Raw genomic sequence first — 26,790 nt, forward strand, 5'->3', positions numbered from 1 at the left:
TGCCCATTCCACCCCTACGACTACCCACTCAAAATACAGTTCATACCCGCTCTACGCATACACTCACTGAACGATTCATCCCACATGTCATTCGCTATCGTCCCAAAGACATACTGGGCCTGGCATTTAACAACATCCGCGTATACTCATGCTGCGGGTGATCGAACAGTTGGTACACATCTGCCTGCTCCACAATTCGCCCCTTCTGCATGACCGCCACTTCATCCGCCATTTGCGAGATCACACCCAAATCGTGGGAGATGAGCAATATGGATGTGCCGTATTCGGTACGTAGACGATCCAATTCCTGAAGCACCTTGAACTGATTCACGACATCCAGTGCCGTCGTTGGTTCATCAGCAATGACCAGGGCTGGTCGCAGGCACATCGATATGGCGATCATCACCCGCTGCAACATACCGCCACTCAGTTGGAATGGATATCGCTTCATCAGTTTGGCTGGCTCAGGCAGGTTCATATCTGCCAAGGCTGCAATCGCCCGCTCTCGGGCCGCCGCTTTGGACATTCCTGAATGCGTACGCAAGGTTTCAATGAATTGAGATCCAATCGTATATACGGGTGTAAAAGCATTCATCGGATTCTGCATAATAAATCCGATTTCCTTGCCGCGGATGCGCCGCATCTCCTCGCCTGACAACGAGCCAAACTCCCGTCCATTCAGACGGATGCTGCCCGATACTTCCATCCTGCGCGGATCAAGCAGATGGAGCAAGGCGTTACACGTAACGGTCTTACCGCTGCCACTCTCGCCGACCAGACCGAAGACACGACCTTTTTTTAATTCAAAATCAATGGGCGCAAGTAACGGGACTGAACCCTTCGCTGTTCTAAGATTCACTTGCAGACCACGAACTTCAAGCACCTTCGCTGCATCATCCATCGTTACGTTCACCTCCATATGCCTTCGGTTTCGAACCACTACCTTTTTGCAATGCCATAACGCTCGGATAACGCTTCACCCAAGATGTTGAACGTAATGACTACCAGTAGAATTAATGCACCCGGGTAGATCATCAACTCCGGATGACTGCGAATATACCCCGTTCCTTCATGGATCATGGCTCCCCACTCTGCATTCGGTGGTTGAATACCAAGTCCCAGGAAGGACAGAGCGGATATATCCATAATCGCCCAGCCCATCTCCAGCGTGCCCATCACAACAATCGGACGCTGTACATTGGGGATGATATGTTTGCGGATAATTGTCCACGAGGAAGAGCCGCTAATCCGCGCCGCTGCGATGAAGTTCCGTTCTTTCAGACTAACGACCATGTTCCGGCAGATACGTGCATAATACACCCACTGTACCATCATGAGGGCCAGAAGCACCTGCATCAGACCTGGACCAAAAATCCCCACAATACCCAGCACAAGCACCAGATTCGGAAACGCCATAATGCCTTCACACAAGCGCATCAGCAGACTGTCCACCCAGCCACCAAGGTAACCGGAGATTGAACCTACAATGACACCTATCAGCAAAGAAGAAAGAAAGATCAGGGTGGCAAATCCGAGCGACACCCGCGCTCCATACATCAGCCTAGTGAGATTGTCGCGTCCCAGATGATCCGTTCCGAGCCAATGCTCAAGCGATGGACTCGCCAGCTTCTGCAACAGATTCACCTTCACAGGGTCATGAGGAGCAATCCATGGAGCTAATAACGCGATCAAGAAGAAAAGCAATATAGTCACCGAGCATATCTGGATCGCTCTCTGTCCTTTAAATACCGCACGCCATTTGTTTATCAATGTTCTGCCCGTCCTTTCGCTGAAATCCGTGGGTCCATAACGAGCTGCACCAGATCAACGAGCAGATTGCATACGATGAACAGGCAGGCCGCCAGGAAGACATAACATTGAATCACGGGAATATCCCGGTTAAATATCGCATCGACAAAGTACCGTCCGAACCCCGGCCAGGAAAATACCTGCTCTACAATAATGGTGCCTGTGAGCAGCTTGCCCATACTCATGCCCATTCCTGTAATAAGGGGCGATATGGCGATTTTCAGCACATGTTTCAGCATAATGACTCGTTCGCGAATTCCGCGTGTTCTCGCGTACTGCACATATGTCTCCTGCAATTGCTCCAGTACACTGGAACGTAACAATCGGGTGTAAACCGCAATAAGAATCAAGGAGAGAGTAATCGTAGGCAGAACCAGATTCTCCCACGATCCACGCCCCTCCACAGGTAGCCAGTCCAGCTTCACCGAGAAAAAGAAGATCAGCAAGTAACCAAGCCAGAATTGCGGAATAGATGCTCCAAAATAGGAAATCGCACGGCTGACCATGTCAATCCAGCTATTCTTGTACACCGCCGCCAGTATTCCCAAAGGAATACTCACCAAAACCGATAACAACATACTCCAGAAGGCGAGCTCAGCCGTAGCGGGAAGCCTTAATTTCACTTCATCCCATACGGGTTTATTGGTGAGATACGAAGTGCCGAAGTCGAGCTTGGCAATCTTCTGAATCGTATGCGCATATTGGGTTAATAAAGGCTGATCCAGGCCGAACTCATGCCGCTTTTGCGCAAGCAGCTCAGGTGTGGGATAGATATGAGCGGCTGTCAGATAAGCCTCGGCCGGATCAACCGGTGAAATATGAATAAGCGCAAAGGTAACGAGTGTAGCGATAAATACGATAGGAATGATCGCGATCATTCGTTTACCGATATAACTGATCAACAAAACTTCCTCCCTTTTATCAAGCTACATGACCTTGCCAAGGCCTTACCATTTCCGAGTTTTAAAGTAATTACGACCTATTGATTGCCCAATTCAATGCCCACAAACGGATTCTCGTCACGGTTCGCCGGGAAAATAAAGTTGGAGATTTTCTTCTGATATACAGCCGTTTTCTTAATATAAGAGATCGGTACGATCGCCGATTGCTCCTGAAGTGTTTTCAGGATAGAGCCATACAGCTCCTGGCGTTTCGTCTCGTCTGTAGATGACAGTGCTGCATGCACCTGATCGTCCAGTTCCTTTTTCATTGGCAACGCACTCAAGGTCTCGGAAATCCCGAATCCAGGGCTCGCCACAACGTTAATGAAGGAATGTGGATCATATGGAGCGCCATAGTTGTACCAGAAATACAGGTCGAAATCATTGGCTTTCAAACGTTTGATCTGAACCGTCAGTTCCAGCCCAGTGAGGTTTACTTTAACCCCGAGCTCGCTCCATTCCGCCTGAATGGTCTCAGCCATCGCTTTCTGAATCGGATCGGTCTTGTCAAAAATCATCTCAAAATCAAGCTGCTGCCCGTCTTTCTCACGAACTGTACCACCTGCAGGCAGTTTCCAACCCGCTTCATCCAGTAAAGCTTTGGATTTCTCCACGTCATACGTGATCGGTTCCAGGTCTACATTGGTGTATGGATAGTTTTTGGACAATACGGTATCGGCTGGTTCTTCCAATCCGGAAGTCACGCCTTCCACCATCGCCTGTTTGTTAAACCCTTGCTGGAGCGCCATCCGCACTCTGACATCGGACAGCTTTGGATTAGAAGAGTTCAGCAGCAAGCTGCGAGTACCCACCGGGTCAGACAATTGGGTTACATATTCATCATTGTCACGCAGCTCCTGGAACGCATCCAGACTGATCATACCTTCACCATAGATCAGGTCGAGATCGCCTTTTTCAAAAGCAAGGACACGAGTTTCACCGTCAGGAATGATTTTGACCGTAATCTGATCCACCTTTGGTGCTGTTCCCCAATAATTCGGGTTGCGTTTGAAAACAGCATATTCGTCCTGCTTGTATTCAGCCAGCATCCACGGGCCCGTTCCAACTGGCTCTTTGATGCCTTGGGAAGTATCTCCGTCATCCGGGAATCCGGCTTCACCCAGGAAGCGGAACGGACGAACCACCGACAAGTCCTGAAGAACAGGATAATATGGCTCTGTGAGTGTCAATCGGAAAGTATGGTCATCCACAACCTCTGTCTTGTCGAGCACACCTACAATGCCCAGCCAGCTATGTGTATCTTTGTTTTTCATTACAGCGTCAAAATTCTTTTTCACAATCTCAGCATTAAATGGCGTACCATCTGAGAATTTCACACCTTGGCGAAGCTTGAATGTATATACCTTGCCGTCATCGGAGATGGTCCATGATTCTGCCAGCGCAGGTTCCAGTTTTCCGTCCTTCTGGTAACTGATCAGTGGCTCATAGAGCATGGATTGGGCAAATAATTGCGAAGGATTGTACGTGTGCGGATTCATTGTGCCGATATCACGTGGCCATGACATCGTAATCGACTTCGTAGATGTTTGATCCGAAGCAGCAGATGAGGATTCATCTCCACTTCCTGTATTGCTGCAACCCACGATAACGAATAGCAACAAGAGCATAGTTGCCAGCATGAGGGCCGAAGATTTGCGATGTTGAACAGACATGGATGTTGAACCCCTTTTCTCTATTTTATGATAATGATTATCATATTCATCCATTAAGAATAGGCAGGAGCCCTCCTTTTGTCAACAAAATTCGACATAGTATGTGTTGTTATTAAAATAGCCAAAAAAGCCCTTCCTGTAGGAGGAAGAGCCTCTCGACCTGAATATAAATCGCAACTGCAAAAATAAGTTCCACAATAATCTGCTATTCCTTGCTCACAGCAAGGTAATCACGAAAGTACATATGCAGATATATTACTGAAATCCATCTTCATACGCCTTCTTGTTTCTCGTTTAAACGTCTACAGTGATGCCCTCATAGAAACCTCGAATCACCTGCTCCGCTGGCTTGCCATAAACTCCATATCCGTCATCGGTCAGCGCATCCTTCTCCGCGTGCAGATGTGCGCTCCAATCCCACAGACCGAATCCGCGTACCCAATGACGCTGACTGACATGCCGGAACATCGCCTCATAGAAACGCTCTTGTTCCTCCGCATTCACTTCGCCTTCCAGTCCCCAATCGTTTGGTACCTGGGCTGATCCACTGCGGCTGGGACAGCCTGCTTCTGCAAAGAAGAAAGGTTTGCCGTAGGGAGCAATCGCCTGCTCAATTCGATCCAGCTGTGCCTCCCAATCTCCGATGGGATAATACCCACTGGAAGAGATCACGTCCACCGCATCCCACCATTTCACATGATCTTCCTGATATTTGTCCGTGTTGTATGACACTAGTCCCGTGTACACTTCACGCACAGCGGCGATCACCTCGCGCCACTCTTCATCCCGACGCTCGGATTGCACCATCTCACAGCCTACGATGAACATCTCACACTTTTCCTGCTCTGCAATCCCTGCATAATGCTTCTGAAATGCCATGTAGCTGCGGAACCAATCCTTCCACTTCGGCTCACAAGGCACATCGATATCAAAAAAGTTAATGTGTGCACGCCATGTACCATCGGTGCAATTGACGGTTGGTTTCAGAATGATACGCAGCCCGAGTGTACGGGCATAACGAATCATGTCCACCAGTTCATCATCCTCCACCAGATGTGCACCCCGATATTTCACTTCTACTGCCTGTGGATGATCCTGATGTGCCGCCTGAGCAAAAATAACATGAGAACTGCCTGTACGTTCAGCCATCAGGCGCAAGGATTCTTTGGCTTCCGGCTTGCGGAAGTCACCCTTGCCACTCATCCAGCCAAATGTAAATCCCTTGATGTACTCCATATGCATTACTCCCCAGTGTTCTGTTCACTTAATGTAAAAAGAATGGCCAACTGTATACACTTTCACATCGATTACAGTTTGCCCTCTTCATGGTCTCCGGCGATGACTTCGTCCGTCTCGATTACATAGTTCACGATTTCCTCGATGGTCGTGTAAGCCACGCCCACATACGTGTCGGCAGCGCCGTAATAGATAGCGATACGTCCGGTATCGGCATCATGCAGCGTTGCGCATGGGAAGATGACGTTATCGACAAATCCTTGCTCCTCATACCATTTTTCCGGTGTCAGTACGAAGTTAGAAGAACGATATTTTACTTTGGACGGCTCATCCAGATCCAGAATGACTACTCCCATGCTATATACCAAGCCGTTACAGGTTCCAGTTACGCCGTGGTAGAACATCAGCCAGCCTTCAGACGTTTCGATCGGAGCGGGCCCGCCGCCAATTTTGACCGATTGCCACCAGCCTTGGCCGCCTTTGCTCATCACATGACGGTGCTTGCCCCAGTACACGAGATCGGGGCTTTCACTCAGGAAAATGTCTCCGAATGGGGTATGACCACTGTCGCTCGGTCTGGACAACATCACATAGTTATCCTTGATTTTGCGCGGGAACAACACGCCATTACGGTTGAACGGCAGCATTGGATTTTCGAGGCGGACAAATGTTTTGAAATCATCCGTCTTCGCTAGACCGAGTGCTGCACCGTAGAAGTCTGTACACCAGATGATGTAATACGTATCCTCGACTTTGACCAAACGTGGATCGTACGCATAATTCGGCATAAACGGATCGCCATTCTCATCCACAAATGCAATGCGCTCTTCTTCAATTGTCCACTCCAAACCGTCCTCACTCGCACCCATGTGAAGGTGCGGACGGCCATTAACGGTTTCAGCACGGAATACCCCAATGAATTTTCCTTCATAAGGAACAACGGCACTGTTGAAAATGCGGGCAACGCCTTTGACCGGATTACGCGGAACCACGGGGTTCGCCGAGTGTCTCCATACCGGGCCTTCCGTTCCCTCCGGTTTGGCTTCCCACGGCATATTCGGCAAAGCATCCCCAACAATGTGTACGTTTTTCGTTTCAGCAACTGACATTTTTCATTTCTCCCTTCGGATTTTATTTAACAGAGCCTTGCGCGAAGCCATTGTAGATGTACTTCTGTAACAGCAGGAAGATGATCATCGTTGGAATAATGGCGATCATGATGCCGGCGCTGATGACTTCCCACTGCGATCCGAACGGTCCCTTGAATTTGAACAAGGCGGTGGATATGACCTGCAGACTGTCCTTCGGCATGTACAAGAACGGTGTGTAGAAGTCGTTATAGATGTTCACACCCTTCACGATAATGACCGTTACAATGGCCGGTTTCAGCAGTGGCAGAATGATTTTCCAGTAGATCGTGAAGTACGAAGCGCCGTCCAGCATGGCGGATTCATCCAGTGCACTTGAGATGGAGCCAAGGAATTGCAGGAAGATATAAACCGCGATGATATCTGTACCCAGGTACATCACGATGGCCGCCCAGCGTGTGTTGAACAGGTCGAGTGCGTTGATGATCTGGAATGTGGCGACCTGCGTCGTAACACTTGGAATCAGGGTAGCGAGCAGGAATGCCGCGACCATGATTTTCTTGCCTTTGAATTTGAACCGATCCAGCACATACGCGATCATGGAACCGGTTAAGGTCGCTCCTATAATGGAGATGACCAGGATAATAATTGTATTTTTGAAACCGACCAGCATGTTGCCATCCACAAAAGCCTTCACGTAGTTCGCAAAGTTAAGCCAGTTGGCTGGTGGAGCAAGCGGGCTGCTGCTGGCGTATTCCGCATTCGTTTTGAGGGATGCAAACAGGATGACCACGATCGGTAACAGTGCGATAAACGCTGCAAGGATGAGGGAAGCATATTTAACCACACTCGCAAGGGTATATTTGAGTTGTGTCACGTTTATTCCTCCCCTTTCATGGTGACGCGCTGCACGAGCGTAACGAGAATAACAATCATGAGCAGCACCACAGCCATGGCGGATGCCAGTCCCAGCTTGCCATATTTAAACGCCAAGTGAACCGTTTGGATTACAAATGTCATACTGCCGTTGGAACCATCGGTCATGATATATGGAATATCGAACGCACTAATTGCGCCGCTAATGGCCAAGATCAGATTAAGCTGCAGGATGCGTGTAATGCTTGGCAGGATGATATGGCGGAATTGCTGCCAGCGATTGGCCCCGTCAATATCCGATGCTTCATATACATCCTTCGGAATGGAAGAGATCGCTCCCAGGAAAATGATAAAGTTGAAGCCCATGTATCTCCATACCGATGCGCCTGCAAGTGACACATTGATAATATTCGGATTACCGAGCCAGAGCTGCGTGTATTGTCCAAGTCCTACAGCATGCATGAGCATATCAAGTGTGCCGTCCGGTTTGAAGAAAAAGAGGAAGATAAAACCGATGGCTACCCCATTCAGCAAATAAGGGAAGAACAATATGCCTTTGAAGAAGTTTTTGCCTCGGACTTTGAAACTCAGGATCGTGGCAAAGTAGAGTGCCAAGCCCATCTGTAAGAACGTAGCCACAAAGTAGTACAAGCTGACAATAAATACTTTGAAGTATTCGGGATCACTGAAGATGCGCGTATAGTTCTCAAACCCAACATAATCGAACCTTTTGCTGTATCCGTTCCAATCGGTGAAACTGTATTTGAACATGTTGATGACAGGTAAGTATGCAAACGTGAACAGCAACGCCAGCGGAATAATTGAAAAGGCACAGATAATAAATATGCGTTGCGCTGAGTAACCCCAATTCGAAACCTTTAAGTACTTCATGCTCTCCACACCTCCAAGCGGTTCACCCGCCTATATATCAAAAGACTCCCGTCCAATGGAATTCCTGCGGAATAACTGCCGGGGAAAGAGCATGGGCATCCTGCTTTCAAATCCCACATGCTCCATGCTCCATTCATAAATGGATTCCTATTCCCCGCAGTCCATTCATCGCCTGATCCGCTCACGTTATTCTAATTATTTCGTGAGTTCTGCCCGTGCTTTGACCCACTTGTCGTTCAGGTCCTTCATGATGTCGTCATACGATTCCTTGCGGTTACCGATACCTGCTTCGATAATGCGTTTCTTGAAGTCAGGCTGCCAGAGGCCGATTTCACCTTCGTTATCGATCTTATCAACCAGACCTTCCTGACCTTCTTTGGCAGGTGTAAGTGTCGAGAATTGAACGTCTTTATATTGATCCAAAATGGGTGGCAATTCAGCATTCTTGTCTGCATCCATACCGCCGCCTTGTTCAACCGCGTAGTTCGACTTCGCCAGGAACCAGTCAATCCAAGCTTTGGCAGCAGGTTTGTTCTCACTGTTCACGTTCATGCCGATGTTATAGTCTGCGGAGAGTGGAACCACAACCTCACTTGCATTGGTTGGGAAAGGTAAGAATCCGATGTCGTCCGGGGTATCCGTCATGCCTTGAATCTGTGTGATGGCCCAAGAGCCAAGTGCCATCGTGGCAATTTTGCCTTTGGCAAGATCAGCCTTGGAGCTTTCCCAGTCGGTTGTCGTTGGATCTTTCTCGATTAGACCGTTCTTGGCTGCATCATAGAGCACTTTGTACAGTTCATAGTGCGGCTGACCAGGCACAAAGTTCTCATCTGTGTTCGGTTGGTCCACGTTCACGTAGTCCACGCTGCCCGCAACTGTTGGCAGATCCGATTCCCATTGGGTGAGAGCCCAGCCGGATGCATAGTTGGTGTAAAGCGGGACCGCATCTGTATTATCTTTGACCAATTGAAGTGCAGCCTGGAATTGCTCCGGTGTTTTTGGCAATTCGGTAACGCCTGCGTCTTTGAAGACCTGTTTGTTATAAATGATTCCTGAGAACGTAATTACGGTAGGGATACCGTAGACCTGACCATCCACCATGCGTTCTTCAATAGCGGTGTATTTGTCTTTCAATTCATCGTACGTGCCAAGCGGCTCGAAAAAGTCCGGGATATCCGCGATCGGTACGCTCGTCGGGATCATCAGTACGTCACCGTAATCCTTGGTGCTCATACGGATTTTCACTTGTCCTTCATAGTCGGCCAGTGCCTGAAAGTTTACTTTGACATCCGGGTATTCCTTGTTGAACTCTGCGGCGTAGTCTTTGAATACGGTATCAACAATATCTGTACGTTGTGTAAGGACGGTAATTTCACCCTTGATATCTGCCGAATCTGTACTGATCTCCTCCCCTGCCTGCGAAGATCCACCTCCGGATGAACATGCAGCAAGTAGTGAAGTGATGAGTAGCATCGTCAGCAACATCATCCAACCTTTGTTTTTTCTCAATTGTTTCGACCCCTCTCTTAAGTTAATTAAGTTATCGTTAAGGTTACAAAATGAATTCTATTATGGTAACGCTTACCTGTCAATTAAATTATTTATAACTTAACAAGAAAAATTGCGATGCATTTCGTTGACATCTGTTTTTCAGAGCACTAATATTGAATAATAAAGTTACCGTTAACTTAACGAAATGTGATTGATGTAACATTCTGAAGGAGTGCTCACTTATGAATACAAAAACAACCGAACTTCAATCTGAGATTAAGGCACATTGGGAGAAGCAGATTTTACCCTTCTGGTCTAACCTTAAAGATACAACCCACGGTGGATTCTACGGCTGGGTCGGCAACGATCTTCAGGTGAATCCACAGGCCCCCAAAGGCGGGATTGCCACGGCACGGCAACTCTGGTCTTTTGCAGCTGCCTATCGGGTTACCGGAAACGAAAGATGGCGCGATCACGCGGAGCACGCCTATCGTTTTCTCGCTGACCATGTGATGGATACCGAATATGGCGGTATGTACTGGATGGTAGATTACACAGGGGAAGCGCTCGACACGAGCAAACATGTCTATACGCAATCATTCGGTGTGTATTCACTCAGTGAGTACTATCGAGCTACCGGGGATGCTTCTGCATTGGAACTTGCGAAAACGCTTTTTGCTCTAATCGAGGACAAAGGTCTAGATGCCGAACTACCTGCGTACAAGGAACAATTTGATCGCACTTGGAAGGAACAGCCCAATGAAATGCTGAGCGAAAATGGGGTGATTGCGGATTACACAATGAATACGCATATCCATGTGTTAGAGGCCTACACCACGCTCTATCGCGTGTGGCCGGATCAACAAGTGAAGGCGGCGCTGGAACGCCTGCTTGGAATTCTATATGAACGGGTGTATGACCAAGACACCAAGTTTCTCGGGGTATTTTTCAACAAACAGTGGGAATCCATCATCGATCTGCGCTCGTTCGGACATGACATTGAAGCCAGCTGGCTGATTGACGAAGCACTGAAAGTGCTGGGGCTGGAACAACATCCAGAGTATGCGGCGATGGTTACGGATATCGCCTATAACATCTCCAATGTAGCCGTGAATGCCGATGGTTCATTGTTAAATGAACAAGAAGGTGAACATATCGATGAGAAGCGAATTTGGTGGGTTCAGGCCGAGGCGATGGTCGGTTTCTATAACGCGTATCAGCGTACAGGTGATCCACTGTTTCTGGAGAGAGTGGAACGCTTGTGGACCTACACCAAAGAGAACATTATTGATCAGCGCGCTGGTGGGGAATGGTACTGGTCGGTTGACGGCAACGGAACACCGGATCAGAGCGAAATTGCCGGACCGTGGAAATGCCCGTATCACAATAGCAGATTCTGTATTGAACTAATTGAGAGGATGGGATCAGAATGATACACCCGAAATACAAGGAGTTACTGGAGAAACAGGAGCAGCTGCTTACTCGGCCTAATGAGATCAATTCTTCCTTCTACAACGGCGTATATGATCGGTACCAATATCCGGTTATCACTCGCCATCATGTACCGCTGCATTGGAGATTCGATCTGGATGAGACGACCAACCCGCATTTCATGGAACGCCTGGGCATTAACGCAACGCTGAATCCGGGAGCCATCTATTTCAATGGAAAATACGTCATGGTCATCCGTACCGAAGGATTGGATCGCAAATCAATCTTTGCGCTCGCCGAGAGCGACAATGGCATCGATGGATTCCGTTTCACAGGTAAACCATTGGTCTGGGATGATATCGATGCGGATGAAACCAATCAGTATGATATGCGCCTTGTTCAACATGAAGACGGCTGGATCTATGGCATCTATTGCTCGGAACGCAAAGACCCGGAGGCTCCTGCATTTGACACGTCCAGTGCAGTTGCACAGGCAGGACTGGTTCGTACACGGGATCTTACAAGCTGGGAACGGTTGCCCAACATCACAACGAATTCCCCTCAACAGCGCAATGTCGTATTGCACCCGGAATTCGTGGATGGAAAGTATGCCTTCTACACCCGTCCACAGGACGGTTTCATCTCGACAGGCAGTGGCGGCGGAATCGCCTTTGGTCTGTGTGAGGATATCTTGAACCCTGTCATTCATGAAGAGACAATTATCGACGAACGGCAATATCATACGGTATATGAGGTCAAAAACGGTCAGGGCCCTGCTCCACTCAAGACGGATCGTGGCTGGATTCACATTGCTCACGGAGTTCGGAACACTGCAGCAGGCCTGCGTTATGTGTTATACACCTTTGCCACCGATCTGAATGATCCGGCGCGTATTATCGCTAAGCCGGGCGGCCACTTCATTGCCCCTTATGACGACGAGCGTGTAGGCGATGTATCCAATGTTATTTTCTGCAACGGTGCTGTGGTCAATGAGCAGGAAGAAGTCTTTATCTATTACGCATCCAGTGATACCCGCTGTCATGTGGCAACAACCACATTGGAAAAACTGGTCGATTATACGTTCAATACACCAGCTGATCCGTATCGTTCCCTGGACTGTGCCAGCCAGCGGGGTCAGCTGATTGAACAGAATGAGAAGCTTTTACAGAAACAATTAACATAACATCGGTAGAGCGTCCTCTCAGGGAAACCTGCAATGTGCTGAAAATTAGCGAAACAACAGCCAGAATGGCTTTATTCCAAGTGGGTAACGATGTATACTGATATGGATTGTTATTATGTTGGAAGAAAGTGTTCATCATAGTGACAGCACATTGTGCCTATACCGGCTTGAAGGAGGCGACCATACTGAAGAACAATATCACCATGCGGGATATCGCCGACAGGCTCGGGGTCAGCAGTGTGACCGTCTCGAAAGCATTGAATGATAAAGATGGCGTGAGTGGCGAATTAAAGGAAAAAATTAAAGTGCTTGCTGTTGAAATGGGCTATCGGTATAATGCCGCTGCCCGTTCGATGAAGGAAGGCTTAACCCATAATATTGGCGTAATTATCCCGGAGCGCTTTACCGGGCCTACGCAGTCGTTCTATGTACGCGTGTTCCAGCGCATCACCAAACATCTGGAGGAACAGGGCTACTACGGCATTCTGCACATTCTGAATGTGGAGGATGAGGAAGAATTAACGCTGCCCAAGCTGTACAGCGACAACAAGGTCGATGGTTTCATTGTGCTCGGACAGATCAGCAAAGAGTATATTGAACTGGTACGATCAATGGAAGTTCCCAAAATGTTTCTCGACTTCTACGATGAACATTCGGATATCGATTCCGTCGTTACCGATAACTTCTACGCTGCCTATGAGCTGACGAACTATCTGGTTCAGCAGGGCCACCGTAACATTGCTTATGTAGGAAACCTGTATTCCACGAGCAGCATCCAGGACCGATTCCTCGGGTACTACAAATCCTTACTGGAACATCGGTTGCCGATGAATCCGGATCTGGTTCTGAATGATCGGGATGAACGGGGTACGTTTATTGAGATTGATCTGCCGGAACAGCTGCCAACGGCTTTTGTATGCAACTGTGATCAGGTCGCTCATCTATTGGTTCAGAAACTGACCTCCATGGATATTCAGGTGCCTGGCCAATGCTCTGTTGTTGGTTTCGATAATGATATCTATGCCATGCTCTCCGATCCCAAGCTGACAACCGTCGAAGTGGATGTGGAACAGATGGCGCGCACGGCAGTTCAGTCCATGCTCAAAAAGATCGACAACCCGAACCGCAGCTTCGGCCGTGTACATGTGAAAGGTAATATTATCTATCGTGAATCAGTGAGTGCTGCGTCTGAACAACAACCTGAACTGACCACATAAGTAGGTGCTGAACCATCAGCCCGGTAACGAATTCAGCGCATACTTAATTAGCAAGATATAGACCGAATGGAGTAAAATGCTGAGAAAAGAAATACCCCGTGAACACTTCATGTTCATGGGGTATTTGGCGTTCGCTCTGCCAGCTAAGAATTACGTTAAGAAGGTACGTGTCTCTATCTCTATAAGGATTTCCATCGATTGAACTGATTCACCTGAATCAAAAACTCACGCATAAAAGCTTCACTGGCAACGGTCTGCTTCTTGCGGGAATGCAGCCAGAACAACTTCACTTCCGGATCTTCCTTCACAGGAATGGGGATAATCTGACCTGTCGTTACATAAGGATCTGTCTTCAGGGACACATCCAGATAGAAACAGGTAGCGATCCCTTCAGCAATGACAAGCTTGGCTGCTTCCGTCCGGTTGGACAGGAACAACTCCTTGGGCGTTCCGTATTTCTTCAATTCTTTTCGCATATGGTCAGACGAGGAAACGACAGGATATTGGACAATATCGTGAAAAGAAACCTTCTTCTTGGATGCGAGCGGAGAACTCGCTCCGACACAAGCCAGAATTTTGCATACCATGAATGGATGAGCATGCAAATGCTTGAATTCATATTCCCCAGGGATACCCACCAATCCAATATCCAGTTTGCCCTGGATGACCCCCTCTTCGATCTCCCCCGAATGGCCTTCATGTATGACTAAATCTACATTGGGATACTTGGCTTTGAAGGCAGATAATGTGCGCGGAAGAAAGCTGGTACAGATCCCTGAAATAGCCCCAATGGTCAGCGTTCCCTCTACTAACGAGCCATGGTTACGTGCCGTATTCTTCAATATATCCACCTGATTCATGATCTCCTGAGCTTGCTCAATGATACTGCGACCAATCTCGGTTGTCTCTGTCCCCGACCTGGTCCGGTGGAAAATGACCGCCTCCAGTTCCTTCTCCAGAGAAGAGATCGCGTAACTGATGTTGGGCTGTGAGACATGTAGTTTATCGGCAGCTACCGTGATGGAACCACAATTAGCGACCTCTATGATGTACTTTAATTGTTCCAGACGCACGGTCATCCCTCCAAGTGTGATAAATGTCACTTATGCAAGTATAGATATTTCGTATTTTACATCATACTGCTTTATATGTGTTAATAAGATTAACATTTTAACCAACTAAACTTATCGGAGAAATGAAGGTGATTCTCGTGTCATCAACGGGAGCTCTGGACATCCAGGATGTTAGCAAATCATATATCCATGAAGGACAACCCAAGCTTGTCCTGTCTCATATTAACGTTCATGTCGCACCCGGTGAATTCATCACAGTTATTGGGCCAAGCGGCTGTGGCAAAAGTACACTACTTAAAATCGTTGCCGGACTTGAGTCCCGTGACGCCGGAACACTGCTGCTCAGCAACAAGCCCATCACCGGGCCAAGTCAGAATAAAGGTGTGATCTTTCAGGAGCACCGTCTGTTCCCCTGGCAAACGGTTGAACAGAACATTGCAGCAGATCTTTCACTCAAAAAGTCAGATGCTCGCCAAAAGGTGGATGCCATGATTGAACTGGTTCGCCTTCAAGGATTCGAAAAAGCATATCCCAAACAGATCTCGGGCGGGATGGCCCAACGCGTAGCCATCGCCCGCACCCTGCTTCGTAACCCGCAGGTGCTACTACTGGACGAGCCCTTCGGTGCGCTGGATGCTTTTACCCGAACGCATATGCAGGAAGCTCTGCTCGATATCTGGCAGATCAATCAGACAACGATGCTGCTCGTCACGCATGATATCGATGAAGCCGTATTCCTGTCCAACCGCATTGTGGTCATGGACGCACAGCCCGGAAGAATCAAACATATTTTACCCGTCGATCTGCCCCATCCGAGAAATCGGCTCAGCTCAGCATTCCAGGAACTTCGTACTCTTGTACTGCGAGCGCTGGAACATGATCCGGGCAACAGTAAGGGGGCCAGCTGGGAAATATGAAGACATCCAAGAAACCGCGCAGGCAGACACTCTTGTTACGCGGCATCGCTCTTCCCGTTCTTATTCTTGCCATCTGGCAACTTTCTTCCCAGTTGGGCTGGGTTTCGGAGCAGCTCTTTCCCTCACCCTGGTCCATCTTCAAAGACTTTGTTGACCTGTTGGGTTCAGGAGAGCTGTTGCATCACTTGAGGGTTAGTGTCGTCCGCGCTGCACTGGGCTTCCTGATCGGAGGCTCGCTCGGCTTGGTGCTGGGGTTATTCGTCGGATTGTTCGGCCGCGCCGAAGAATATCTCGACCCTACCATCCAGATGCTGCGTACCGTTCCGTTGCTCGCCATCACACCGCTCTTCATTCTGTGGTTCGGCTTCGGAGAACTCTCGAAGGTATTGCTGATTGCCATGGGCGCCTTCTTCCCGCTCTACGTGAACACCTTCCTTGGGGTTCGCAATGTGGATTCCAAGTTATTCGATGTCGCCAAAGTGCTGGAATTCAACCGATATAGCCAGATTACGAAGCTGGTTCTGCCTTCTGCACTTCCTCAGGTTCTGCTCGGGCTTCGTCTTTCCCTTAGTACTGCATGGTTATGTCTCGTCGTAGCCGAACTGATGGGTGCTGACGAAGGTGTCGGTTACCTGATTCAAGATGCCCGGTCCTTCATGAGAACAGGTGTCGTCTTTGTCGGCATATTCATATTCGCAGCCGTTGGCAAGTTGACCGACTCTCTGGTTCGACTGCTGGAGCGCAGACTTCTTGGCTGGAGAGACAGCTACAAGGGCTGATGAAGCCAGAGAATTATATACCTATTGCATACTGATGCAACTTTAAATTGAACATGTAGCCCAACACTATATTCTATCCTCTCAACAAAGGTGGTTAACCCGTATGACCTCAAACTTACAGCCATTCATCTATCCAAAACGCGTACCCGCAGCTCCCCCCGTTGGAGCTGCACAAGCTTCGACTCGGTCAGACGTGATCCCGCTCTCTTACGGGACGCCCTCATCCGACGCCTTTCCATACGCTGAACTACAGGCTGCATCAGCAGCGGCTATTTTTCAGGAAGGCCGTGATGCACTGCAATACGCCGGAGCACTTGGACCCGGCCGTGTCCAGCAATGGATTGCCGAACGTGCTGCCCTACGTTCCATCCATGCCGAGCAGGGACAAGTTCTTGTCACCTATGGTTCTCAACAGGCTATCGACTTCGCATCCAGAGCCTTGCTCGAACCCGGAGATCATGTCTGGGTAGAGGCACCAACATACTTCGGTGCAGTCAGTACCTTCAAGACAGCCGAGGCAGTAATCACTTCCTTCCCACTGGATGCAGACGGGATTCAGGTAGATCGGGTGGAGATAGCTCTGAGAGAAGCCGTTCAACAGGGGAACCCTTTACCAAAGCTGCTATACTGCATGCCCAATTTCCACAATCCGGGAGGGGTAAGCCTGTCCGTTGAGCGTCGGGAACGCTTGGCCCGGCTGGCATACGAATATAACTTCTTCATTCTTGAGGATGATGCATACGCCGAGCTGGTCTATGAAGGACAGCACCTGCCAGCAATCTACAGCTTCGGGCCGGAACGTGTTATCTATCTGAGTTCTTTTTCCAAAATTATTGCGCCAGGTATTCGATTAGGCTGGGCTATCGGCTCGGCTACCGTTATACGCCATATGAATTCATTCTTCCAGGGAAGCAAGGCCAGCGTCTTTTCCCAGGAGATCGTCGCTCAGTTGTTCGATCACCTGTCCTTCGACGAACATTTGCAGCATCTGATCGAGCGGTACCGTTCCAGTCGTGATGTTATGGTCGATACACTCCGCGAGCAATTCGGGGATGAAGTACAATTCCAGATTCCATCTGGGGGATTCTTCATTTGGCTTACTTTCCCGGAAGAGGTTCGGACATCCGAATTCGTAAAGGATGCAACAGACCAGGGCGTCAGCTTCCTGCCGGGCAGTCAGTTCTTTGTCACACCTGAGGGAGGGCATCACGCCAGACTCTCCTTCAGTTACTGCAATGCAGAGGACATCCAGCGGGGCGTTCTCCGGTTTGCAGAAGCTTATCGGCATTACAAGACGAGAGTACAACAACATAATTAACGAAAATGGAAGTGAAGCTGATGGCAAGACCAACGAAGCAGATGAGATTAGGCGCATTTTTATTCGATTATGGGCATCATTATGCCGCATGGCGTCACCCGGAATCCTTTACTCCAAACGCCATTGATCTGGAATTCTATCGCAAGTCGGCCGAAGTGGCCGAGCAAGGCAAGTTCGATATGGTGTTTTTGGCAGACAGCGGCTCCCTGCCCAGCATCACCGATCTGGAGTCCAACGTTAGCTTTATCTACCCGGAAGCTGTTACTTTGCTGGGGGCATTGGCGAGCGTAACCCGCAAAATCGGGCTGGCGGGAACAGCGTCCACCACCTTCAATGAACCATACAGTCTGGCCCGGCGATTCGCTACGCTGGATCATCTGAGCAACGGACGAGCAGGATGGAATGTCGTTACCTCCACCAAAGAGAGTGAAGCACGGAACTTTAATGCCGACCAGCTCCCTGAACATGGGCATCGTTATGAACGCGCGACTGAATTCTTGGACGTGGTCAAGGGTCTGTGGGACTGTTGGCAGGATGATGCCGTTGTCCTGGAGCGAGAAGCAGGACGTTACGCTGATCCCGATCGTGTTCATCGGCTGAACCACAATGGCTCCCATTTCCGGGTGGAGGGACCGCTGAATATGCCGCGCTCGCCGCAAGGAAGGCCGGTCATTATTGAAGCAGGCACCTCCCCGGCAGGTCAACAGCTCGCTGCAAAAACGGCAGATGTCGTGTTTACTGCTTGTGATAACAAGGAAGAAGCCATTGCGTTCTATCAGCAACTCAAAAGCCAGCTCCCGTTATACGGACGACAAGCCGATGAACTCAAAGTGATGCCAGGCCTTATGGCGTTTATCGGCGCTACGGAGGAGGATGCCAAGGAAAAGGAACGTCAGTTCAGCGAACTAGTTCAGCCTGCCGTAGGTGCAAGTTATTTATCCAAGCTGCTCAATTATGATCTTTCCAGTCATCCGATTGACGGACCTCTGCCGGATATCCCAAAACAAGGTAGCACAAGCAGAGCCGTTATGATTATCGAGCGAGCCGAGCAATCCAAGATGACTATTCGGGAACTTGGCATGCACTACTCTGTAGCACGGGGTCATCTGACCGTCACTGGCACGGCAGAACAGGTAGCACACGTTATGGAGGACTGGTTCGCCAGCGGCGCATGTGATGGATTCAACATTATGCAACCGCTGCTGCCTCAAGGACTGGAAGATTTCGTGCAGCATGTTGTGCCTTTGTTGCAGGAAAAAGGGTTATTCCGTTCCGAATATACCGGCAGCACGTTAAGAGAACATCTCGGTCTGGAGCGACCTATCGGTCGCCAAGTCTAATGACCTGACAAGCAGGACAAGCTTTTGACATATGCATGCACTTTACAACAACAGGAGGAACAACAATGAGAACATGGAACAAACGAGGATTCATTAGCCTGACACTTATTATGATGCTGGTTATTCTATCTGCTTGCGGGAACTCATCCAGTAATACTAATCAAACAGATAGCACTAACTCTGCCAGTACATCAGGAACCTCCGAATCATCCAATACAGGCAATGATGCAGATAAATATAAAGACGTCGTTGTGAATATTGATGCCAGCCAAATCGGTCCACTGCTGATTGCGAAGGAAAAAGGGTTCTTCGAAGAAGAACTCGGGAAATATGGTGCAACGGTTGCGTATCAGACGCTTCAAAGCTCTTCCCAATTCCTCGAAGCCATTGCTTCAGATCGCCTAGACTTCGTCCGGATCGGTTACATTGGTACGATCACCGGGCAAGCAGCCAAAGTCGGCTTCACTTCCATCAGCGAAGGTAGTAATGGCGGCGGTGATGGCATCATCGTTCCCAAAGACAGTGCCATCCAGTCCATCGCGGATCTGAAAGGCAAAAAAGTAGGCGTAACCAAGGGCAGCAGCTCCTGGGGTCTGTTGCTTCGCGCCCTGCAAAGTGCCGGTCTGAGTGCTTCCGATGTGGAGCAGATCAATCTGCAGCCAGATGAAGCACAACCTGCATTTCTGAGTGGCAAGATTGATGCATGGGTCATCTGGGAACCATTCCGCAGTACACAGATCAATACACAGGGCGCAAAACTGATCGCAGAGGGCAAGAGCATCGGCGCTTTCAATCCAGCCTATAACATTGTACGCACCAAGTTTGCCGAGCAATATCCTGAGCTGGTTGTAGCTTATCTGAAAGCCTACGAACGTGCACTGGAATGGCAAAACAGCAATCTGGATGAAGCGATTACCCTGCTCGCCGGTCTGAAGAATCTCGATGAAGAAACGGTACGCGTCTCGCTCGCGAACAATGTAGCGACCAACGCTCCGATCTCGGATGAAGCCACCCAAAACCAACAGGAAGTAGCAGACATCCTTTATGATCTGGGAGAACTGAAAGAGAAACTGGACGTGTCCCAAGTCGTTGACAACACGTTCATCGAACAGGCATTGGCGAAATAATTAAACGGATCATGTCCAGCCACTTGAAATCATTCAGATTATGGCTACTCAAACGAAGCAATATATCGAACCTGCCTGCCGGATTAACGTTTCCTACAGAGGATCGTTGCCTACTAGCCGACTATGGAGACCAAGTTCATATGACGAAAAACAAGCTACCTCGCTATCATCATGCGAGGTAGCTTGTTTGCTGTTTGACCCCTACTGGGTTGGATTTTACTTTTTGAGTCAGTGAATACTCTTGCCATTTAATAACTTGTCTTCAACCAATTGTCCTTGGACCAAGTCAGTTTACCTGAGCCGGCGCCATTGGAAGCCGTGAGGCGTGCATTCAGCGTGGATGGATCATCCGTAGTGTAGCTGTATGGGAGTGACGAAAAGCCGTTCCAGGAGAATGATTTTACCACGGCCGGGATTGGCGCCAACGGACTGCCAGACGTATCACTACTGCCACGGAATGAGCTGCCATCCAAAGAATACATGGTATCGGTCACTCTGATTTTGCCAGTATAAGTTGGATTTGCCGGATCGGTCTGATTGTTGCGAACAGGGTACAGCACGTCCTTAATGACTGATTTCTCAACCAATACAGCTCCGCTCTCCGTAGAGATTGCCCCGTTACCAATAATATCGAACTTATAGCCTTTGGACGCAATTGCTGTCGCCATCACCGTCGTAATTTTAGCTTTAGCGGCACGTGCCCCTGTTGCATCCATCACGATATTATATGCATGTGCGTTGCCTCCACGCAGGCGTGGCATCCGGTCCTGAATATCTTTGTACAAGTTATGGTGCAGCGTCATAGACAGATTGGCGTTAGCCGACTCCAGGCTGGTGGAACCGACCAGATGTCCTTTCTTTTGCGGTCCAGAGATCGCGATAATATCAGCTTTGCTGAGACCTACAGCACTGCTGCGCAGGTAGTTGTACATGGGATAGGAAGCCTTGTTCGCTTCCAATTCGTTAATCTGCTGGGTAACCCAGCTGTTCGAGCTGCCGTCATCCCCTTTGAAGAGGGACCAGGAGATGGTCACGCCACTGGTTCCTTTTTTCGAATCGACGAGTCCGTCATAGGCTTTATTGAATGTGCAGTGATCAATCCATACGTTGCTGTTCTCCTCCAGAGTGATGTAATCCCAATCGTTCTTGTCGTAATCACCTTTGGTGGATTCATCCCATTCCCATAACTCATCGAATTCCAGGTTGCGGATGATGACGTTGGAGCTTCGTTTCACGCTGATCGCAGCGTGTTTGATTTTGGAGCCATTAGCGGAGAAAATGGTGAGTCCATTGAAACCGTCAATCGTAAGTTTGCTGACACCTGTCTGCTTCAATACGGGATGTGTCAGCGCATCATTATGCTTGGCAAAAGGAGAAGTCTGCGCTGCGCTCGGAATTTCATTCCATCCCAGATTCAGATCGTTCATGATCTCAACGACTTTGACGCCGGAGTTCTTTTTCAGAGCCAGTGCCAGATCGGTCGCATTATACACTTTCTTATACGTGGCTGTGTTCGATTCACTGATGATCCCGCCGCCCGCATTACCTTGGGAGAAGCCTGTGAGATTGTAGTCTGCGTTGCCCGCTGCCTGTACACTTGCTGGTCCGGACAATAAAGTTAACCCCAACGTTAGAGCCAAGGCTGTGCTACATAAACTTCGAAATTTAGTTTTCACGATTCCATTCCTCCCAAAATATGATGATTACATTCGTCCATCGCTGCCATATCATGTTACGAAGTACATGTTCTAAATGTAGATGTTGAAAGCGATTACAACAATAATCCCTATCTCACATGTAGCTAGGAAATGCTGGTATGGTAAGGGTTTATACTGTAAGCAACCTTGAATCGTACGGAGTTAACTTTGGAAGTGAGGTTTTAGGGATACATCGAGGCAACAAGAAGGTGTCGGATAAAATGAAACCAAAAAAGCAGGACTGCATCTGCTGCAGACCTGCTCGATTTTACTTTTTGATGGAACGTGTCCAAAAGCCGCCATGGAACTGTTTGGGTTCTACGGTAATGACAAATGCTTTGGGGTCCAGATCAAGAATCGTCTGATAGAGCAATTTCTGGTTTTTACGTTTTGCCAGAATCTCCATGACGAGCCGATCCCCATCCCGTCCACTGCCCACCCATGCAGTAACACCATATCCTTTATCTCGCAGGGCATTCGCGACGTTGTTGCCCATCTGGTTACAGATGACTTTAACGGTAACGTAACCGAGCGCGATCTTCTCTTCAATCCACGCACCGAGCAACACCCCAAGTCCATAACCCACCGCGTACACAATCAGGGCCGAAGGCTGAGTAAGGTATTGGAGCACAAGATTCAGACCGAGTACATAGATCACAATCTCACCCATGCTGATGAGTGCCGCGATATATTTCTGTCCTTTGAGTGTCAGAATCATCCGGAGTGTATAAGCCGATACGTACACAATCTGGATCAAAAAGATAAATACCAATATTTTAAACAATCAAAATCCCTCTTTCCTGGCCTTCACATCGAAATTGGCCCTTTGCTGCGTATACTCGACGATTTTGTTTCATCTACACTTCCTGTACGTTCGCTCTATCTCCATCATTGGACGTTATACCCTCATTCTAAACGGTTGGATGTCAATTCGTAGGCATTTTCTGCTCTCTGGCATGCCGGAACTGCCATTATAGAACCGTTTGTACCGATTATCAACCCGACGGAGGTCCCAGGGTCGAAAACCGGTGCCTGTGAATATGCTGTATCAACAAAAAGCCAAGCACGATCACACAGGATAACAGGTCAGAACCAGGATGGATGGGCCAAAACAAAAGGGGGGACCGTCATGCAGCTATGGCAGGAGATGGAGCGGGAAGGCATGGAGGAACTCATTTTTTGCCATGATGCAGATAGTGGATTGAGGGCAGTCATTGCCATTCATAACACGGTCCTTGGACCCGCGCTCGGCGGATGCCGCTACTGGACGTATGCGTCCGAGGAAGCGGCTGTTCAGGACGCCGTGAAGCTTGCCAAAGGCATGACGTACAAAAATGCAATCTCCGGACTGCCGTATGGCGGCGGGAAAGTGGTCATATGGGATGTACCTTTTGCGAAGAATGCAGCACCGGATGAGGGTAGCTACGGGTCTCAGAGCGTTGAGCAGGTCGCTGGAGATCTAGGGGGAGAGCAACGAAAGGCCGCTGCCACGGAACGGGAAGTCGCGGCCGATCAGGTGGCGCATCGTATAGATAAAAGCCTGGATACAGACGTATCCAAGCGAGCGCAGCGCTTCCGCGCACTGGGTCGTTGTCTGGAACGGCTGAACGGACGGTACGTGACCGGTCTTGATCTGGGTACCACGGCGACAGACATGGACCAGATCCGATTGGAGACCGCACATGTGACGGACACCACAGGTTCGCTTGGGGCGCAGGATGACTTCACTGCCGAGATGACCGCCTATGGCGTACACATCGGCATTGTGACCTCACTGGGCCAGCAAGGCATTGCATCTTTGCAGGGCATTCCCGTTGCCGTCCAGGGACTGGGCAAGGTCGGGCATGCCCTGTGCCGTTACCTGCATGCAGCCGGGGCACGGCTCATTGTGGCAGACGTTGTACCGGAGCGTGTACAACGTGCCCTTGTGCAGTTCAGCGGCGCCATCTCGGCGGATCCGGCCCATATCCACGCCGCTGACTGCATGGTTTACGCCCCCTGTGCCCTAGGGGGCGTACTGACCCCGGCAACGGTGGAGGAGCTACGCTGCTCCATCGTTGCCGGGGCGGCCAACAACCAGCTGAGTGAACGACAGCTGGTTGTTGGCCGCATGCAGGCGCGCGGCGTTCTGTACGCGCCTGATTACGTGCTGAACGCAGGCGGAATCATCTCCACCGCCTACGAGCTGGAAGGCGCCGGGCCTGACCTGATCCGCCAAAAAGTGGCGGGGATTGCAGGCACGCTAAGCAAGGTATACGCAGAAGCTGCGCAATCTGCAATCTCCACAGCGGATGCAGCCGATCGGCTAGCGGAATCCATCCTCCGATCAGGCCATAGGAAATAGAGCATCAAACCCTGCCACCCAAGTATATTCATACCGCCAACATCTTCTCCGCCACGCTATTGGTTCAAAGTTATAATATAACCGGAACTCATCATGGGCTTCACTGCATTCCGACAGATTCCGACGTGCTGAAAGAGAAACTCCACCGCTTTACTCCATGCTAACGAATCTGATACACGTTATTTGCCCCTTTTAGCATGATTCTAATATCTAACGAATCACAGCGACGCTATTTTGCCTAGATTGGTCCTTTTTCGAGCTAAATAGCTACTTTTTGAAGCGATAGCGTTACTGAGATTCGTTAGAATTTATTTTTCTAATCATTACCCCCAATAGGTTGTCTCAGATTCGTTAGCGCTTCAGACAAAGGGGTTATCCGCTGAAATATTCCTATCAAAAAGAGCTAACCTCGACATCAGAGTCTAAGTTAGCTCTTTTAAGCTTCTATCACTTTCTCCTTCTAAGCTCTTATCGCGTAGGTTCTTAGTTCTCTGGTTCTTCAGAGTTTAATTCTTAATTCTCTGATGCACTCTACATTAATTTCTTAATTCTCTACACGTTGGTTCTTTTAGGCTCATTTGTTACAATCGCTCTCTGCACGTAACACATTGAGTTTTTTTGTCACTGTCCCTCTTGTTCGTTCTTTCTTTTACTCTTTTAATCTTCAGTTCTTCCGTTCTTCTGCAACTTCTTAAACTACAACCGACCTATTCTTCGCTGTCTTCTTCTCTCGATACAGCAGCGTCCACAGCAACACATTCGCTACGATCAGAAGCGCACCATATATCCATACGCCCCCTGACACGGAACGGAAAAAGACATGGACTCCCCATAACATGGCGAGCACAGGGAGGGCGGCGAATACATACCAACCATCACTTTGCTGTGCCATACTGAAGGATTGGGAGAACGGCGGCTTACGCAGCAGCAACTTGCCTGCCAGTGGTACAAGCGCTGTAGCTGTCAGCATAATTATCGCAATATCCGGCAGTATTCGTAATCCAAATGTCCAGGTAAACAGAACGGCATTCGCCAGAAATATAGGCAGGAACATGTTGCACAAGAACGCCTTCAGAGCGCCTTTGTATAACGCGCTATCATTTGCCATCGGTGCAGCGCGAAAGGTCCAGAACGCCTTATATTGTCCCGAAAATTTCAGCATGACCACAACCGTGACAACCAGCATTAGCACAATATAAAAGGTGTATACGAATGAACTTTGCCTAAACTCTGCCCAGGTAGAAGATTGCAATTCGGTAAACCAAAATACATAAGGTAAGACAAATGATAAACCAAGCGATGGATACACCTTCAGCTTGAATTCCCGTTCACTGCGCATCATGCTGGCTGACAGACGGAAGCAAGCTTGCTCCTCTCTGGAACGACTGACCACCTTGGAGATCAACCGATCCCATCTTCCGCGTCTGCGTCCAGAGGACTGACCCGAATGTGCCATTTTTTCCAAATACAGTTCAAAGGCAAGCATAAGCTTCACATATACGATCAGACTCACCACAGGAACCAAGACTGCCAATGCTGTGAACGTATAGATCCACACATTACCGCCCCCTGCAAACAACCATTCATATGCGGCCGCATACCATAATGGAGGTAACAGCAACTGCCACCATGCCGGGGTAAATACCATACCAAAATCAATAATGCTGAACGAACGGATAACCAGCTGATAACCGATCGCAATCCCCACGGAAAGCAAAATCTGTACCATGTTAATCATATCCTTCAGCTTCTCACCATCCAGAAACTTCATCATGAACAGATAGATCAGAGACGTCGTCACCAAAATCAGCATATTGATCAGAATCAGTTCCACGAGGAAAATCAGAAAGAATCCGATCCCATGCGTCACCAACGCGGCAATTAGCGGTATACCGGTTAATGAACCCGTTAGCAATAGCAGATAGACGCCTGCATGGATGGCTCGGGCCATGCCCACCGTTCGCCCATTAACGGGCTTGGTCATAATGATATTGCGATCCCGAATGTCCAGCAGCACAGAGGAAAAATCCGAGATCATGGACGTCATGATCATAAACATTAAGATGCCGAACACAAGTCCCATCTGAAGCATGAAATGCCCCGTATCCCAGACGATGAAAGGAACCATCAGCAGTCCCATTAATCCATACAACCATAGGGAACGAAGAAACTGATTACCTTCCTTGCGCTCCTTTTTCCCTGAATTGTTGGACAAAATGGTAGGTACTCTGCGTTGATCCATCTGGAACTTCACTCGCAAAATCAGACGCAGTACATCATAATCCGCCCCTGTTCTGGCGATGAGCGGACGAAAGCGATCCAGAATTTTGAGTGTGCGGAAGTCGGAGGATTCCTCCAT

The 26,790-nt window shown here is 49.0% G+C and carries 22 protein-coding genes; 9 read left to right on the forward strand and 13 right to left on the reverse strand.

The annotated features are described in order from the left end of the window. Positions 1 to 94: 94 nt before the first annotated feature. The 9 genes from MHI06_RS28215 to MHI06_RS28255 all read right to left on the reverse strand — a co-directional run bounded on the left by MHI06_RS28215 (position 95) and on the right by MHI06_RS28255 (position 10,023). Positions 95 to 901: an ABC transporter ATP-binding protein gene (locus MHI06_RS28215; protein ID WP_340399811.1), complete on the reverse strand. Its 807-nt coding sequence runs from the start codon at positions 899 to 901 to the stop codon at positions 95 to 97. Positions 902 to 939: 38 nt separating this feature from the next. Then, complete coding sequence (nikC, locus tag MHI06_RS28220) at positions 940 to 1,770, reverse strand: nickel ABC transporter permease subunit NikC (protein ID WP_340399812.1); 831 nt, start codon at positions 1,768 to 1,770, stop codon at positions 940 to 942. After that, positions 1,767 to 2,711: a nickel ABC transporter permease subunit NikB gene (nikB, locus tag MHI06_RS28225; protein WP_340399813.1), complete on the reverse strand. Its 945-nt coding sequence runs from the start codon at positions 2,709 to 2,711 to the stop codon at positions 1,767 to 1,769. The genes nikC and nikB overlap by 4 nt, the downstream gene beginning before the upstream one ends. Positions 2,712 to 2,788: 77 nt before the next feature. Further along, on the reverse strand, positions 2,789 to 4,423 hold the full coding sequence (gene nikA / locus MHI06_RS28230; RefSeq protein WP_340399815.1) for a nickel ABC transporter substrate-binding protein: 1,635 nt from the start codon (positions 4,421 to 4,423) through the stop codon (positions 2,789 to 2,791). A 294-nt stretch (positions 4,424 to 4,717) separates the two neighbouring features. Next, positions 4,718 to 5,659: a 1,4-beta-xylanase gene (locus MHI06_RS28235; protein ID WP_340399816.1), complete on the reverse strand. Its 942-nt coding sequence runs from the start codon at positions 5,657 to 5,659 to the stop codon at positions 4,718 to 4,720. Between the two features lie 71 nt (positions 5,660 to 5,730). Next, positions 5,731 to 6,768, reverse strand: a complete 1,038-nt coding sequence (locus tag MHI06_RS28240; RefSeq protein WP_340399817.1) for a glycoside hydrolase family 130 protein — start codon at positions 6,766 to 6,768, stop codon at positions 5,731 to 5,733. A 22-nt stretch (positions 6,769 to 6,790) separates the two neighbouring features. After that, positions 6,791 to 7,624, reverse strand: coding sequence for a carbohydrate ABC transporter permease (locus MHI06_RS28245; RefSeq protein ID WP_340399818.1), 834 nt, complete (start codon positions 7,622 to 7,624; stop codon positions 6,791 to 6,793). 2 nt (positions 7,625 to 7,626) lie between these two features. Then, positions 7,627 to 8,514 (reverse strand): sugar ABC transporter permease, encoded by an 888-nt coding sequence (locus tag MHI06_RS28250; protein WP_169479961.1) that lies wholly within the window; start codon positions 8,512 to 8,514, stop codon positions 7,627 to 7,629. A gap of 195 nt (positions 8,515 to 8,709) precedes the next feature. Then, on the reverse strand, positions 8,710 to 10,023 hold the full coding sequence (locus tag MHI06_RS28255) for an extracellular solute-binding protein (RefSeq protein ID WP_340399819.1): 1,314 nt from the start codon (positions 10,021 to 10,023) through the stop codon (positions 8,710 to 8,712). Between the two features lie 224 nt (positions 10,024 to 10,247). Between MHI06_RS28255 and MHI06_RS28260 the strand changes: the two genes are divergently transcribed. The 3 genes from MHI06_RS28260 (at position 10,248) to MHI06_RS28270 (ending at position 13,836) form a co-directional block, all read left to right on the forward strand. Beyond that, positions 10,248 to 11,438, forward strand: coding sequence for an AGE family epimerase/isomerase (locus MHI06_RS28260; RefSeq protein WP_340399820.1), 1,191 nt, complete (start codon positions 10,248 to 10,250; stop codon positions 11,436 to 11,438). Next, entirely contained in the window at positions 11,435 to 12,619 is a 1,185-nt protein-coding gene (locus tag MHI06_RS28265; RefSeq protein ID WP_340399821.1) for a glycosidase, read from the forward strand. The genes MHI06_RS28260 and MHI06_RS28265 overlap by 4 nt, the downstream gene beginning before the upstream one ends. Positions 12,620 to 12,759: 140 nt before the next feature. Beyond that, on the forward strand, positions 12,760 to 13,836 hold the full coding sequence (locus MHI06_RS28270; protein WP_340399822.1) for a substrate-binding domain-containing protein: 1,077 nt from the start codon (positions 12,760 to 12,762) through the stop codon (positions 13,834 to 13,836). Positions 13,837 to 14,015: 179 nt separating this feature from the next. Here MHI06_RS28270 and MHI06_RS28275 read toward each other — a convergent pair whose 3' ends face one another. Beyond that, entirely contained in the window at positions 14,016 to 14,909 is an 894-nt protein-coding gene (locus MHI06_RS28275; protein WP_340399823.1) for a LysR family transcriptional regulator, read from the reverse strand. Positions 14,910 to 15,046: 137 nt separating this feature from the next. On the opposite strand from MHI06_RS28275, the gene MHI06_RS28280 reads away from it, so the two are divergent. The 5 genes from MHI06_RS28280 to MHI06_RS28300 all read left to right on the forward strand — a co-directional run bounded on the left by MHI06_RS28280 (position 15,047) and on the right by MHI06_RS28300 (position 20,390). Further along, on the forward strand, positions 15,047 to 15,826 hold the full coding sequence (locus tag MHI06_RS28280) for an ABC transporter ATP-binding protein (RefSeq protein ID WP_340399824.1): 780 nt from the start codon (positions 15,047 to 15,049) through the stop codon (positions 15,824 to 15,826). Then, on the forward strand, positions 15,823 to 16,605 hold the full coding sequence (locus tag MHI06_RS28285; RefSeq protein WP_340399825.1) for an ABC transporter permease: 783 nt from the start codon (positions 15,823 to 15,825) through the stop codon (positions 16,603 to 16,605). The genes MHI06_RS28280 and MHI06_RS28285 overlap by 4 nt, the downstream gene beginning before the upstream one ends. A 103-nt stretch (positions 16,606 to 16,708) precedes the next feature. After that, entirely contained in the window at positions 16,709 to 17,923 is a 1,215-nt protein-coding gene (locus tag MHI06_RS28290; RefSeq protein ID WP_340399826.1) for a PLP-dependent aminotransferase family protein, read from the forward strand. A 20-nt stretch (positions 17,924 to 17,943) separates the two neighbouring features. Beyond that, positions 17,944 to 19,263, forward strand: a complete 1,320-nt coding sequence (locus tag MHI06_RS28295; RefSeq protein WP_340399827.1) for an LLM class flavin-dependent oxidoreductase — start codon at positions 17,944 to 17,946, stop codon at positions 19,261 to 19,263. Between the two features lie 65 nt (positions 19,264 to 19,328). Continuing rightward, the gene (locus MHI06_RS28300; RefSeq protein WP_340399828.1) at positions 19,329 to 20,390 is read left to right on the forward strand and encodes an aliphatic sulfonate ABC transporter substrate-binding protein; all 1,062 of its coding nucleotides are present in this window, start codon (positions 19,329 to 19,331) and stop codon (positions 20,388 to 20,390) included. 248 nt (positions 20,391 to 20,638) lie between these two features. Here the strand turns inward: MHI06_RS28300 and MHI06_RS28305 are convergent, their stop codons facing one another. Together MHI06_RS28305 and MHI06_RS28310 are read right to left on the reverse strand one after the other, a co-directional pair. Next, a complete protein-coding gene (locus MHI06_RS28305) occupies positions 20,639 to 22,018 on the reverse strand; it encodes a hypothetical protein (protein ID WP_340402198.1) in 1,380 nt (459 codons plus the stop codon). Between the two features lie 337 nt (positions 22,019 to 22,355). Beyond that, positions 22,356 to 22,871: a DUF2179 domain-containing protein gene (locus MHI06_RS28310; protein WP_036606590.1), complete on the reverse strand. Its 516-nt coding sequence runs from the start codon at positions 22,869 to 22,871 to the stop codon at positions 22,356 to 22,358. A gap of 345 nt (positions 22,872 to 23,216) precedes the next feature. On the opposite strand from MHI06_RS28310, the gene MHI06_RS28315 reads away from it, so the two are divergent. After that, positions 23,217 to 24,431, forward strand: a complete 1,215-nt coding sequence (locus tag MHI06_RS28315; protein ID WP_340399829.1) for a Glu/Leu/Phe/Val dehydrogenase dimerization domain-containing protein — start codon at positions 23,217 to 23,219, stop codon at positions 24,429 to 24,431. Positions 24,432 to 25,122: 691 nt separating this feature from the next. Here MHI06_RS28315 and MHI06_RS28320 read toward each other — a convergent pair. Further along, the gene (locus MHI06_RS28320) at positions 25,123 to 26,790 is read right to left on the reverse strand and encodes a hypothetical protein (protein WP_340399830.1); all 1,668 of its coding nucleotides are present in this window, start codon (positions 26,788 to 26,790) and stop codon (positions 25,123 to 25,125) included.

The sequence above is a fragment of the Paenibacillus sp. FSL H8-0079 genome, assembly GCF_037991315.1.
GTDB lineage: Bacteria > Bacillota > Bacilli > Paenibacillales > Paenibacillaceae > Paenibacillus.

What these genes read in the sequence shown, in the direction of transcription:
- MHI06_RS28215 (WP_340399811.1), bottom strand. Translation starts at nt 901, where the DNA reads ATGGATGATGCAGCGAAGGTGCTTGAAGTTCGTGGTCTGCAAGTGAAT.
- nikA (WP_340399815.1), bottom strand. Translation starts at nt 4,423, where the DNA reads ATGTCTGTTCAACATCGCAAATCTTCGGCCCTCATGCTGGCAACTATG.
- MHI06_RS28235 (WP_340399816.1), bottom strand. Translation starts at nt 5,659, where the DNA reads ATGGAGTACATCAAGGGATTTACATTTGGCTGGATGAGTGGCAAGGGT.
- MHI06_RS28240 (WP_340399817.1), bottom strand. Translation starts at nt 6,768, where the DNA reads ATGTCAGTTGCTGAAACGAAAAACGTACACATTGTTGGGGATGCTTTG.
- MHI06_RS28250 (WP_169479961.1), bottom strand. Translation starts at nt 8,514, where the DNA reads ATGAAGTACTTAAAGGTTTCGAATTGGGGTTACTCAGCGCAACGCATA.
- MHI06_RS28260 (WP_340399820.1), top strand. Translation starts at nt 10,248, where the DNA reads ATGAATACAAAAACAACCGAACTTCAATCTGAGATTAAGGCACATTGG.
- MHI06_RS28265 (WP_340399821.1), top strand. Translation starts at nt 11,435, where the DNA reads ATGATACACCCGAAATACAAGGAGTTACTGGAGAAACAGGAGCAGCTG.
- MHI06_RS28285 (WP_340399825.1), top strand. Translation starts at nt 15,823, where the DNA reads ATGAAGACATCCAAGAAACCGCGCAGGCAGACACTCTTGTTACGCGGC.
- MHI06_RS28290 (WP_340399826.1), top strand. Translation starts at nt 16,709, where the DNA reads ATGACCTCAAACTTACAGCCATTCATCTATCCAAAACGCGTACCCGCA.
- MHI06_RS28295 (WP_340399827.1), top strand. Translation starts at nt 17,944, where the DNA reads ATGGCAAGACCAACGAAGCAGATGAGATTAGGCGCATTTTTATTCGAT.
- MHI06_RS28300 (WP_340399828.1), top strand. Translation starts at nt 19,329, where the DNA reads ATGAGAACATGGAACAAACGAGGATTCATTAGCCTGACACTTATTATG.
- MHI06_RS28315 (WP_340399829.1), top strand. Translation starts at nt 23,217, where the DNA reads ATGCAGCTATGGCAGGAGATGGAGCGGGAAGGCATGGAGGAACTCATT.
- MHI06_RS28320 (WP_340399830.1), bottom strand. Translation starts at nt 26,790, where the DNA reads ATGGAGGAATCCTCCGACTTCCGCACACTCAAAATTCTGGATCGCTTT.